The organism is Flagellimonas sp. (assembly GCF_965601775.1).
Taxonomy (GTDB): Bacteria; Bacteroidota; Bacteroidia; order Flavobacteriales; family Flavobacteriaceae; genus Flagellimonas.
Map to the genome: position 1 here is coordinate 1,921,326 of NZ_OZ271837.1, position 12,403 is coordinate 1,933,728.

The 12,403-nt window shown below is 39.0% G+C and carries 15 protein-coding genes; 2 read left to right on the plus strand and 13 right to left on the minus strand.

All coding sequences use genetic code 11. The annotated features are described in order from the left end of the window. Positions 1-4 precede the first annotated feature (4 nt). Positions 5-556, minus strand: a complete 552-nt coding sequence (locus ACSLUF_RS08860; RefSeq protein WP_435625755.1) for a DUF4251 domain-containing protein — start codon at positions 554-556, stop codon at positions 5-7. Between the two features lie 82 nt (positions 557-638). After that, positions 639-1,790 (minus strand): MFS transporter, encoded by a 1,152-nt coding sequence (locus tag ACSLUF_RS08865; protein ID WP_435625756.1) that lies wholly within the window; start codon positions 1,788-1,790, stop codon positions 639-641. Between the two features lie 125 nt (positions 1,791-1,915). On the opposite strand from ACSLUF_RS08865, the gene ACSLUF_RS08870 reads away from it, so the two are divergent. Beyond that, positions 1,916-2,491 carry a Crp/Fnr family transcriptional regulator gene (locus tag ACSLUF_RS08870; RefSeq protein ID WP_435625757.1) on the plus strand — a complete coding sequence of 192 codons (576 nt, stop codon included), beginning with the start codon at positions 1,916-1,918 and terminating at the stop codon, positions 2,489-2,491. Here ACSLUF_RS08870 and ACSLUF_RS08875 read toward each other — a convergent pair. From ACSLUF_RS08875 to ACSLUF_RS08900, 6 genes are all read right to left on the minus strand, one after another. After that, positions 2,488-3,249, minus strand: a complete 762-nt coding sequence (locus tag ACSLUF_RS08875) for a LytR/AlgR family response regulator transcription factor (RefSeq protein ID WP_435625758.1) — start codon at positions 3,247-3,249, stop codon at positions 2,488-2,490. The genes ACSLUF_RS08870 and ACSLUF_RS08875 overlap by 4 nt on opposite strands. Next, positions 3,246-4,265, minus strand: coding sequence for a histidine kinase (locus tag ACSLUF_RS08880; RefSeq protein WP_435625759.1), 1,020 nt, complete (start codon positions 4,263-4,265; stop codon positions 3,246-3,248). Before ACSLUF_RS08880 ends, ACSLUF_RS08875 begins: the two co-directional genes overlap by 4 nt. Further along, the gene (locus ACSLUF_RS08885; protein ID WP_435625760.1) at positions 4,262-5,263 is read right to left on the minus strand and encodes a sensor histidine kinase; all 1,002 of its coding nucleotides are present in this window, start codon (positions 5,261-5,263) and stop codon (positions 4,262-4,264) included. Before ACSLUF_RS08885 ends, ACSLUF_RS08880 begins: the two co-directional genes overlap by 4 nt. Before the next feature lie 94 nt (positions 5,264-5,357). Continuing rightward, positions 5,358-6,812 carry a hypothetical protein gene (locus ACSLUF_RS08890; protein ID WP_435625761.1) on the minus strand — a complete coding sequence of 485 codons (1,455 nt, stop codon included), beginning with the start codon at positions 6,810-6,812 and terminating at the stop codon, positions 5,358-5,360. 166 nt (positions 6,813-6,978) lie between these two features. Further along, on the minus strand, positions 6,979-7,896 hold the full coding sequence (locus tag ACSLUF_RS08895) for an EamA family transporter (protein WP_435625762.1): 918 nt from the start codon (positions 7,894-7,896) through the stop codon (positions 6,979-6,981). 91 nt (positions 7,897-7,987) lie between these two features. Next, positions 7,988-8,317, minus strand: coding sequence for a hypothetical protein (locus ACSLUF_RS08900; RefSeq protein WP_435625763.1), 330 nt, complete (start codon positions 8,315-8,317; stop codon positions 7,988-7,990). Between the two features lie 333 nt (positions 8,318-8,650). On the opposite strand from ACSLUF_RS08900, the gene ACSLUF_RS08905 reads away from it, so the two are divergent. Then, positions 8,651-9,169: a YceI family protein gene (locus ACSLUF_RS08905; protein WP_435625764.1), complete on the plus strand. Its 519-nt coding sequence runs from the start codon at positions 8,651-8,653 to the stop codon at positions 9,167-9,169. On the opposite strand, the gene ACSLUF_RS08910 is transcribed toward ACSLUF_RS08905, so the two are convergent. The 5 genes from ACSLUF_RS08910 to ACSLUF_RS08930 are packed head-to-tail and all read right to left on the minus strand — an operon-like array spanning position 9,170 to position 12,399. Beyond that, positions 9,170-9,604, minus strand: a complete 435-nt coding sequence (locus tag ACSLUF_RS08910; protein WP_435625765.1) for a hypothetical protein — start codon at positions 9,602-9,604, stop codon at positions 9,170-9,172. 12 nt (positions 9,605-9,616) lie between these two features. Further along, positions 9,617-9,880: an acyl carrier protein gene (locus tag ACSLUF_RS08915; RefSeq protein WP_435625766.1), complete on the minus strand. Its 264-nt coding sequence runs from the start codon at positions 9,878-9,880 to the stop codon at positions 9,617-9,619. A gap of 3 nt (positions 9,881-9,883) precedes the next feature. Then, positions 9,884-11,161 carry a beta-ketoacyl-[acyl-carrier-protein] synthase family protein gene (locus ACSLUF_RS08920; RefSeq protein WP_435625767.1) on the minus strand — a complete coding sequence of 426 codons (1,278 nt, stop codon included), beginning with the start codon at positions 11,159-11,161 and terminating at the stop codon, positions 9,884-9,886. Beyond that, positions 11,151-11,600, minus strand: a complete 450-nt coding sequence (locus tag ACSLUF_RS08925) for a 3-hydroxyacyl-ACP dehydratase FabZ family protein (protein WP_435625768.1) — start codon at positions 11,598-11,600, stop codon at positions 11,151-11,153. Before ACSLUF_RS08925 ends, ACSLUF_RS08920 begins: the two co-directional genes overlap by 11 nt. Positions 11,601-11,613: 13 nt before the next feature. Continuing rightward, positions 11,614-12,399, minus strand: coding sequence for an enoyl-ACP reductase FabI (locus ACSLUF_RS08930; RefSeq protein WP_435625769.1), 786 nt, complete (start codon positions 12,397-12,399; stop codon positions 11,614-11,616). Positions 12,400-12,403 lie beyond the last annotated feature (4 nt).

The following is a 12,403-nucleotide window of genomic DNA, read 5'->3' on the forward strand; positions in this document are numbered from 1 at the left end:
TAGCTTATTCCGAAGTTGTAGAACTCACAGTTCCCACATAAGAAATGGGTAGACGATGGGTACTATTTATATTAATGTTTCCATTCTTATTGGGAAACAACTGCGCGGTAACCTGATAGGTTTCTGTTTTATTGCTGATATTGAACCTTATTTGATAACCCTTACTATTTTGGTCTACTTTCAAATCCTCGGGAATTCCTTCAAATTTAATCGCGTTATCCGTGGGAGGATAAGCACCTCCTATTTGCCTTTCCCCATAATACGGAAAATATGCCGACACACTATCACCTGTCATTTTTAGAAAATTAGCATTACCCGTTAAGTCAACATTGTTTATGGTACTGCCTTGTTGAATCAATCCGGCGTTTGCGACGCTATTTAGACTTGATGTTACTAAAGGTCTAGCCCATCTAGCCTTGAATTCAAACGTTTTATTGTTGACTAATGTCTCCAGTTCCTTTTTTTGCTCTTCAGTAACAACACGGTCCTTTGCCGACGAGCAACTCATAGCAACTCCAAAACACAAAGCCACTATTACATATCCAAACCTTTTCATACTTCGTACTTTGTTCTTAAAATACGGAAGAACTGCTTGAATTGAAAGCTTTTTAACTTTTGTGTAGCATTTCATCTAAGGTTTACTTTCTTTTTGAATATGCATTCCAAATAAGCAAATAACCCAAAGCTAGACAGGCTATTGCCGCACAACAAAACATCACCATAGGTATACGAAGTCTAACGCCTTGGTAAAACCCTCCAGAAACCAGTGCTCCAAAACCGATACCGGCCTCAAGAGCTATATACATTGTGGCTATAGCTCTTCCTTTGTACTTAGGATTGCTCAAATCTATGGTCCATGCATTTATTGCCGGGGAAACTATACCCATAGCCAATCCATACAAACCTGCTGAAACCAACAACCCAGAAGGGGTTTGCAAATAACCCATCAAGACCATCGATATAAAAAGAAATATCAAGCCAACCACTATAACGGGTACTCTGCCATACCGGTCGGAAAATGAACCTGCAACAAATCTCACCATAAGAGAGGCCAAGGTGAAAACAATAAAGAAAGTCCCCTTGTTGGCCAGCCCAATGTAGTCACTCCAATCCGGCACCAAGGTAAGTACCACTCCAAAAGCGACATAGGTAAGTAAAGTGACTACCCCAGCAGGTATCGCCTCTTTTGCCAATATTTCATGTCTGGATATGGCAAGACTTTGAAGTTTAAATCTTTTTTTTACCCGTACCGTTTCTTTCAACCCTAACATTAGGGCTATGGCAAATAAGGCCAGAAGCGACGAACTGAAGAATAGTATCTGATACGAAAAATGCACCTTTATTAAGCTTCCCAAAGCTGGACCCAAAGCCAAACCAGTACTAAAAGCGATACCTTGTATTCCCATTGCCTCCCCAAGACGCTCTTCTGGAACAATATCCGAAACATAGGTGGAGGTTGCGGTTGGTGTAAATCCAGTTGAAAATCCGTGAAATAACCGAAGTAACAAAAATGCAAAAACCGTATAGGTAAAATTGTAAAGCATTCCACAAACCAAGCATACAAACCCACCGAACAACATCACAGGTCTTCGACCGATGGTATCGGTCAATTTCCCACTAAATGGCCTTGAGAGTCCAGCCGTAAGGGTAAAAAGAGAAATAATTAGTCCAATATACTTGGCTCCACCCAATTGGGTCAAATAGGCGGGAAGCTCTGGAATAAGCATATTGAAACTCGCCGAAAAAAACAAAGAAGCTAGACAGACCTGTATAAACCGAGACGTGTACATGCTATTGCTCTTTTTGGTTTTTACAGCTGGATTAAACATTTAAAAACGGATTCTGTTATTTTTGATAACAAAGAACCCTGTTCTTCTACAAGAAAAAAAGGACATTTGTCCCAAGCAGGTATAAAATGATAAGAACCAACCAAAGTCTTATTTCCTACATCAGAACTCTCGATAACAAAGGAACTTACGGGATTGGAGCATCTATTTTTGAACCCAAAACCACAATTTTCAGACAAAATCACCGCTACGGCAAGGTATATGTAATTAAACGTGGCATAGCCAAGTGTTATATCACCGATGAAAATGGAAGGGAATTCATTCAGGAATTTTTGGGCGAGGGCATGGAGTTTGGTGAATTGGAAGTTTTTAGTGACAAATCAACTATCTGCTCTGTGGCCTCAATAAATGAGGTCGAAGCCTTTTGCTTTACCCATAGTCTCTATAAACAACTTCTTGAGGAAGATAGTACTTTCAATAAGCTTATCATGAAAGGACTAGCGGATAAAATACGGTATAAGGCACCCAGACATTCCTATCAACACTCCTATCCTATCGAAGACAATGTGCTTCGTTTACAGAAGCTCTTTCCCCAGCTAACGGAAATTCTCCCAAAAAAAGACATTGCGAATTACATCGGCGTCACTACCCGAAGTTTGAATCGGGCTTTAAAGGAACTTAGACAAAAAAATGACGGGAATTAGTCAATACCTTCAAACCATTTTTTGAAGTCCGCCACCTTTTCACGACTTACAATTATCTCCTTTTCCATTTTAACAGAAAGTATGAGTTTTAACCTGCGGTTGGCATAAACCAAAACGTCATTAATGGCATTTAGATTAACCAGGTGGGATCGGTTTATTCGAAAAAATTGTTTAGAATCAACCATTTCTTCCAAATCTTCCAGTTTATAATCAATCAAAAATCGTTTGCCTTCTTGGGTAATCAAGAATACATCCCTGCCTTCTGCGTAAAACACAGATACCGACTGAGTAGGTACAGCACGCAAATGAGACCCTATCTTAACTAAAAAGCGATTTTTAAAGTTCTTTTTTTCAACCAATTGTCCTAAGGATTGGTTGTTTGCGGCACCAGAGTACTGTGATTTCATGACCTCCAACTTTTGTAAAGCCTTGGTCAAGTCCATAAACTTTACTGGTTTTAATAGGTAATCTATGCTGTTTACTTTGAACGCATCCAGCGCAAACTCATCAAAGGCAGTAGTGAAGATGATGGGTTTGTCCAACTGTACGGCATTGAAAATTTCAAAACTGAGACCATCGGAGAGTTGAACGTCCATAAAGAACAAATCGACCCGGTGTTTATGGGCCCTTATCCATGGTACTGCTGCTTCAAGGGACGGTAATATTTTTAAGACTTCAATGGCACCACTATACTTTTGAAGATAGCGTTCCAGTTTCTCAGCGGCCAGTGGTTCATCTTCCAGAATTGCAACTTTCATTGTAATTGGAGTTTGGGGAGTTTTATCATTTTTACATCTTTAGAATGCAAGATTTCTACCGGCAGTGTTGTATAATGATTATAACTCCTTATTATTGGATTTAACTTGTTGATATTAAGTGAATTATTAAGTCTTTTCTCATATTTATATTTAACTAGTAAATGGGTTTCATCTTCTTCCAAATTCACCTCCACACTTTCTGTGTTTGAGGGAATACTGGCCCTCAATATTGTTTCACATATCAATAATAAGCTACCGGGTACTATCAAGGTATTCTTTGGATTATGACTTTTAAATTTCAAATTCCGAAAAGGTAGGCGATTCAAAACATCAATGAAATTCCTCAACTCGGAAAGCTCCTTGTCAATCCCAACTACCTCACTTCGCTTACTAGTTAGAATGTATCTATACACTGAAGCAAAATCGTCGGTCAAGGTCTCCGCTTCATCTGGGTTCTTTTTCATGAGAACCAAAATCGCTTCCAGACTTTCCAATAACAGCTTAGGATTTATGTCCTGCTTAAATGTGGCAAAATCCTCCTCCATTTCAATTCTGGCCAGTTCCTCTTGCTCCAATCTACTGGTATTTATCTTGTGTAAAAAATGATTGCTGATGTACAAAAGCACATAGAACAAAGCTACGGTCGAGAAAATGCTTACGAATATGATAAGTTCCCTAGAATTAGGAGCGTAGGACAATACTTGGGTAAAATAAAAGTACATAGTAGAAATAACCAAACTAATGGTTATCAGCAAAGTAGTGCCTACATGCAGTAAGGACTTTAAAACAAATGAGTTTGGTCTTTTTAACTGGTTAAACAAGACGATGGTACACCTTGCGGCTTCCTGTATGACATAGGCTAAGCCAATGCAGACATATAATTCCTGAGAGAAAAAATTACCGCTCAAATCCTCAATAGTATTATTTATCAAAAGGATGAGCAGGTAGATTAATGCACCTGTAAATAAAGGACTAAGTAGGCGAAAAAGTGGATGGTGTACAAATAACTTTTTCATGGCAGAATGGGTAGTTTAACTCTGAAGTCTGCACTTCCTTTTTGGATAACAACCCCCTTTTTTGCCAATAACTGATACCGCGCTTCTATATTGCTAAGCCCTATTTTGGTGGAAGCAACATTTGTTCTTTTTTTGGTAATGTTATTCGTCACTTCCAAAAAATCGTTTTCAACTTTAATTTCAATTTGAAGGGGATTTCCTGAATCTGCGGTGTTGTGCTTCATGGCATTTTCCACCAACATCTGTAGCGTTAAAGGGGGTATCTTAGTGTCCAATACGGATTGTGGAATGTCTGAAACAAGTGTGATTTGTTCCTGAAAGCGCGTTTTCATCAAAAAAAAGTAGGACCGAACAAATTCCATCTCCTCCGAGACCTTTACCAAGGTGTTTTTATATGTCGCCAAAGGATAGTTATATGAACTTGCCAAAGAGCGAATGAATTTTTCTGCAGACTCAATGTCTTTGGGTATCAAGGAAGACAGAGCATTAAGACAATTGAAGAGAAAGTGTGGACTTAGCTGGGATTTTAAAGCGGCTAGCTGTAGGCCCGTTTGCCTTCGACTTATTTGCGATGTCAATAATTGTCCATGAACATATTGCTGATAACTGTAAAAAGCGAAATAAATAATATTGTACACCAAAACGACGCAAAACAATAGAACGCCCATCTTTACAAATACCATTTCATCCCTGTTGGAAAAGAAACTGCGATTCGAATCTATAAATTCATAAGATTTAAGGCCTAGGTAAAGTATACCCATTCCCAATATCATATGAACCAAAACACCGGTAAGTAAACGGATGCCGGTATATTTTTTCCAATCGATGGCTTTGTTCAAAAATCGATTTACTACGTCAAAAACATAGCAAATACCTATGCCTAAACTACCATTTAAAAGAACACCCCAAAAGTTGATGTGTTCATTTACATTGTGATACACATAAAAGAGAGCGCCAAGGGTAAAACCCAACACAACTATAAGTAGATGTTTACGCATAATGGGTTGGTATAAATCATATTTCAGTTGCCGCATACCACCAAAATACTCATAATTGGCTTATACCAATATGAGAAACTCGACGGTGCAAATTCTATTGAATGGCATTTATGGCCCTGCGGTAGTGGGAATTCGAATTTATTGAACTGCAAGTGGCGCGGTATGCTTCTACAACCTCTGGTCCGCTTTGACTTGCTTTGGAGGCGAACTTTACCAAAACTTCGGCCTTATGGTGGTCAGAATTGATTCGTCTTACGGCACTGAATACCTCTATCATTTGTTTCTCCTTGAGACTCAGCGTCGCAACTTGTTTCAAAACAGCCGCAGTATGACTATCGGAATTGATACGACCCAATGCCGATACCAAATCTTCCATGTTACCGTTAGAAAGGCTTTGTCTCTGCACCATTTTTTTTAATACACTTGCTTGATGGCTGTCTGAATCCATGCTTGAGACTCTTTTTAGTACATGGGAAATCGTTGAGGGCTCAAGGTCTTTTGAACTTGTCATTTTGGAGAGTACATCCCCCAGATGATAATCTGAGCTCATGCCCTCTGTAGCATCCAGATAACTATGTTGCGTACTTTCGGGAAGACTGGAATTACTTATGGCTGCCTTTAAAACCTCTGCCCTGTGATGGTCCGAATCAATCGTCTTGGCGGCATTAGCCAAAAGTTTAGCGTTGTTTGTGTTTAAGGAACTATTCTTAAGTGCGGTAAGCAACACCTTTGATTTGTGATAATCGGAATCTATATCGCGTGCAATCACAAACATGGATTGCATCTGATTCTCATTGATACTCCCTTCATTTAGAGTTTTTTTGAGCACCTCAGCCTTGTGATGATCCGAATCGATTCTGGAAGCGGCGTTGATAAAAGCAGAAATACTGGCTTCCGTGGACATTAGGGATGCTGAGTTATTTTTTAAGATATCAGCCTTGTAGTAATCGGAATCCACATCATCCCCTACTACTTCAAGCACAGAGATAATGTCTGGGTTGTTGAGGTTCTTCTTTAATAAAAGCTTGATATATCTTGTCTTGACATAATCACTATCTATAATGTTTACTTCCCGTAAAACACCATAAGCACCTCGCTTTTTATATATTCGGTCAACTCGCTGTTGCGACCCCAAAGTCGTTGTGCGCACTACATCCAAGAGTACTTCTGCCAACCACTTTTGCCCCTCGCCCTCAAAACTCTTTTGCGAACTACCAACATAATATTTTTTGATAAGTTGTCCCGTATTGTCCGGTTCGATAAAAATTCTTCTTCGACTGCCGAAGGCAGACCTTTTAATTTCCATGTAACCCCCGGGGGAAATGGATTCTATATCGGTGTCATCATCGGAAAGGACAATATCACCTTCATATTCCACATGAAAATTTTTACCGAATGGATTGCTAACGGAAATAGAAGTTTTGCCATCTTTTTGAATTCGCACGGATGTGCTTTTATTCTGCGCTTGGGCTGTTTCGCTGCCAAACAAAAGGAAAACTAAAAGTAATTTGGCAAGAAGTACGGCTAGGATTTTAGTAAGTTGTTTCATCACTGTTCGTTTTTTGATTGATAATTGATATGATGTTTTTGATTGATGCGACAAAAGTGAAGAAGGTCCATCAAACTGAAAAATAAAATGTAGTGAAGTGGCCCTATTTTGTATTGAATTGTACAAATTGGGCAAGAGTCCGTTGTATGACTATTAAATTCCTGCTTTATTTCTTGAAACGTTCAAAAATGGCCAGCGTCTTTTTGGTATTAATGAAGTATACACCGGTCAATAAAACCACGGCGGCAATCAAAGATTGTAAGGTAATTTCTTCCTTTAAAAAATACCATCCCAAAAGCATGGCAACTATAGGGTTTACATAGGTAGAGGTGGCCACTTTTTCAGGGGAAACCACTTTTAATAAGTAGTTGAAAGAGGTAAAGGCTAGGATACTTCCAAAAATTACCAATAGGACCATCACTACTTTCACATCAAAACTCCAATTAACGGGAGAAACCCATGATTCACCAAAACCAACACTCATCAGCGCCAAAATAATTCCGCCAGTAAACATTTGGTATCCCGTATTCACAAAATAATTCGAGGGTAAATCCGCCTTGGCAACAAAAAGACTTCCGTATCCCCAACTTAACATACAAGCCAAAATCATTATCATTCCCAATACTGAGTTTTCCTTTGCGATTATCTGTTTTTGACTTACTAAAAGGTAGATACCTATAATCCCAAAGATTACCCCAATAACTGACATGGGCTTGATCTTTTTGCCCTCCAACACACGCATCATCAAAAGAATAATAAGAGGCTGTGCCGAGATTTCAAGTGCTGCAAAGCCCGTATCTACATATCGAAGCGCCCAAACCACAACACCATTGCCGAAACTTAAAAAAAGAAATCCAGCGATAATCGCATTCCAAAGCTGCTTGCGGCTAATTTTAATTTCAATCCCCATTAGTTTGGCCAAAAGAAACACTAACAAGCCCGCTGTTGTAAATCGGAAAGAGGCTAACATAAAAGGGGGGAGCTCTAGAACCGCAATTTTGTTCATCAAGTAGGTGGAACCCCAAATAACATAGATGGCAAAGAAGGCTAAAACGATAAGCACTGTATTTCTTGACCTAGGCATATGACCATATTGCATTCCAATGCAATATTACAGTGCTTTTCAGTACAAACTAACGACTGTTCTTTAAATTGTTGGAATAATTTTCCGAAAACTAGTAATAGCGGTTGGTGTCAAGAAGATATGCGGCCATATCACTCTCCAGTTTTTTAAAACTTTTCAAATGATTTCGAACCTCATAATCAAGCTTTTCCCCGATTGATCTATTTCCTTTAAGAAGACCCATTAAACGACTTTGTCTATTCGAGAAGGATTTGAAATCTTGCCGTAGATCGTATAGTTTTTCGAAGCAGGACTGATTGTTGGGTTCGCAGGTATATGAACTCAACTTCTGCAACAAACGATGCATAGCAGTGTTATTTCTTTCCAAACGAATAAGTAACTCTTGGGTCGGAATTACATTACTTTTTGTTGGATTGTTCATATTTTGTTTAATTATGGTCTTAGCAATCTACACATTTAAGATACAAATAATCCTACATTTTTACGCAAAATTAACTTCAATTTCTGATTTTTAACACTACCTCAAAAATCGTTGGCTAAAAATTCACATTAATGAATTTCAGCAGTTTATATTACTTTTTTCTTAACATAACACAAAATCTAACATCTACTCAACTTAATCATAATCGAATTTTAATCCTCAACACCACAGTTCTTATCTCAAGAATGGATTCTTAAACAAAATATAAAGGTGTGTGCCAGATTGTATTCTTGATTTTGCGTGAATATGTACTTTTGAATAAAATTGTTGCCTATGAAAATGCTATTTCCCTTTTGTTTCTTTCTACTAACTCTCGTGAATCCGTTTTCAGAAAGACGAATGGATAGAAAAATCAATTCGGCCAAAATCACATTTGAATTTGTATCCAAAAAAGTAAAAGGAACTATAGAGGGTTTTGAATCGGAATCAACCATTGAATGGGAAAATTTGGAAAACTCCTATTTTAAAGGTTCCGTCCTAGCCAAAACTTTGGATACCAACAATGGACTCCGCAATTGGTCCTTGAGGAGTGGAAAGTATTTTGATGTAGATGACCACCCCAAGATTACTTTTGAAAGTACTTCGGTTACAAAATCGAACGATCAGCTTCTTGTTACAGGAATGCTTACCATAAAAGGGACTGAAAAAGAAATTACAATCATCTTTAGAAAAAGTGGTCAACAACTTATAGGAACCACGTCTTTATTTTCGATTGATTACGGTATCAAAATCAAGAAAAATCGAGAGGACAATCTCGTCAATGTAAAAATGATTTTTGATATTGACCCCTAATTAAGGGTGTTCTTTTTTGAAAATTAGGGTATAAATTCTCCCAACACCCCAATTGCCGAGCGGAAAATAAAGCGCAAAAAACAAAGCCATTCCCAAGCTAAAATTTCTAATATTGAACAGTTGGTCCAAGATATTGTCCGGATAGGCATACGAAGTCTGCAAGGCATAACCCCCAAACTCCAGAAGTCCCATAGCCACTAATCCATACGCATATTGAGCATGGAAAGGTAAACCACGTAAAACCAAGGAAATTGGAACCATATACAAAATGTAACAGGTAATTACTTGCCACCAAAAGGTAAATTTTGCAATCTCCACCTGGATACCAAACCAATTCATGGCCATCCCCCAAGAAAAGTACACCAAGCAATAAATTACCAACAATCGGTTGTCCACTTTTACCTTATGCAATACATACTGTGCAAATTCTTTCATCAGGATTTCTCTCTATTGGGACTTGGTTTCGATTTTTGAATCTATGATTTGAAGGGCATCCTGAACCGTTTCCATTTGGTCCATATCTTCATTTTCCAGCATGATATCAAAAGCGTCCTCAACGTCTAGGACAATATCCACAAGGTTTGCAGAATTGATATTTAACTCATTGATAAAATGACTTTCTAAGGCAATACTTTCCTCTGAGACATCATCAGGTAGATAATTGGCCACAATGCTTTTAAGTTCTTCGTATCTCTTTTCTTTTTCTGACATTTTTTAATTTTTCGAATACCGCTTAAAAATAACACAGGCATTGACATCACCAAAACCAAAACTGGCCTTTGCAATAATTTCTGGTTTATGACTCATAGACTTTCTGGGAATTCTGGACTCGTCAACAGTTTTTAGTATTTCAGGATGGATGTCCTCACAATTTATATTGCCAAAAATCTTTTGGTGCTTGAATTGAAGCACAGTTCCAACACACTCCACACTCCCAGCTGCTGCCAAACAATGTCCGAACATACCTTTAAACGAATTGATATATGGAAAGTCCATTCCCTTTCTTCGTAAAGCTATACTCCAATTCTCAATTTCAACAGGGTCTTTAGTCGTTGCGGTTAGGTGTCCATTAACTACGTCTATATCATTTTGTGAAATATTGGCGTTCTCGATAGCCTGTGTTATACAGTGCTGGACAGCCTTACTATTGGGTGCGGTCATACTTCCTCCTCCACGATGGCCTCCACTATTTACTGAACCGCCTAGAACTTCGGCATAAATATGAGCATTTCTGCCCAAGGCGCTATCCAAGGATTCCAGAACTAAGGCTCCCGCCCCACTTCCTGGTACAAAACCGGCTGCCGAAACACTCATTGGTCTACTGGCCAACTCTGGCTTATCATTGTAATTTCTAGGCAAAATTCGCATGGCATCAAAACCTCCCCAGATATACGGACCGCTATCACTGCAACTACCGACAAGCATTCGTTTGGCCTTACCCGATTTAACACGCTCATAGCCCATTAAAAGTGCTTCTGTACCGGTAGAACAGGCAGAGGAATTCGTTGTTACCTGATTTCCACAACCTAGCATACCCCCTAAAAAAGCACTTATCCCACTGGCCATGGTTTGAATTACAGTAGTGCTTCCTGAACGTCTTACATTACCTTCGTCCACTGCGTAGATAGCATTTCTGAATCGGTCTACGCCTAGCATCCCTGTACCGAAAACAACTCCATTGTCCCAATCGGGCTCATCGTCTTCGGGGATTTTGAGCCCAGCATCATCCCAGGCATCTTTTCCAGAAATCACCCCATAAATCAAGCCTGTAGCTTCCAATCCTCGAAGCTGAATATTAGTGAAGTATTTATTTAAATCAATATTTTTAATGATTGGACCTCCAGCTATTTGACATCCAAAATTTAGTTCTTCTAATTCTTTGTAAAATCGAATGCCACTTTTGCCATTTTCCAAGGCATTTCCAAATTCTTCCAGGCCAATTCCATTCGGTGCACATACCCCTAAACCTGTAATCACCACCCTATTTTCCATCTCTTCCAGATTTAAACATCCCAGCCAACACTCCTTTACACGCCAGTTCTCCTTTTTGATTATACAATTTCACCTTGCATTTGAGTTTCCCAAATCGAAAATATAACTTTTCCGATTCTACTCTAACTGTTTCTCCAGGAAGAATGGGAATGTAAAACTCCATTTCTGAACTGGACATGCCGATTTGAAGTTTGTTATCATTCATTTCCTCTCCCAAAAGAAAGATACCGAGGCACACTACCCCAATTTGAGCGCAGCACTCGGTTAAAATAACTCCCGGGGTAATCGGTTCATCTTTAAAATGTCCTTGGTAAAAGTCTAAATCCTTCCTAAATGAAAAATTACCAACAACACCTTCTGAATGCACGTATGTCAACTCATCTACAAACAAAAAAGGTTTGGAATATGGCAGTTTGGACAGAATTTCGGTCTTTTCCATTCTTTAAAAGATATTATCGCAGGCTTTCGCCACCATCCGCTTTTACCACCGTTCCATTTATCCATTGGGCCTCTTCTAAAGTCAATAGGTAAACCACATTGGCAACATCCTCGGGAGTAGTCAATCTTCCAAAAGGATTTCGCTTTTTTGCTTGTTGCCTCAATTCATTACTTCTAGGAATCATCTGGAAAGACGTAGTATCGGTAATACCAGCTTGTACACAATTCACACGCAATCCATTGGGCGCAAACTCCAAAGCCATACTACGAACAAGGGATTCCAAGGTTACTTTAGCCGCAGAGACGGCAGCATAACCTTTCCAAGCTTTTGTACTTCCTTCACTCGTAAACGCTATGATTCTGGAGTCTTTAGCAAATAGATTAGCATTCAAAATAGCCTTGGTCCAATCGTACAGGCTGATTCCCATAGCATGAATGGTATGTTGAAAGTCCGATGTATTCAGCGTTGGACCACCTTCCGATTTCAAGGGTTTAAGGTTGCCTTTGGCAATGCTGTGCACCAAAACTCCAAGTTTGTTATCTCCAAGTACCTCAGAAATGCTTTGTACCACCTCTTGCATTTTCGCTGGGTTAAGGGCATCTGCATTAAAAGCATGTAATTGAATGCCAAACGACCTAATCGAATTAAACTCTTTTTCAATGGTTTGAAGTTCAGACCTCCTATCCCGATGTAAGATCAATAAATTATATCCGTTCCTTCCCAATTTTTTAGCGGTAGCTAATCCGAGACCACTACTACCCCCTAATATTAAAGCCCATTTGGATGAATTGTTTACCATTAAT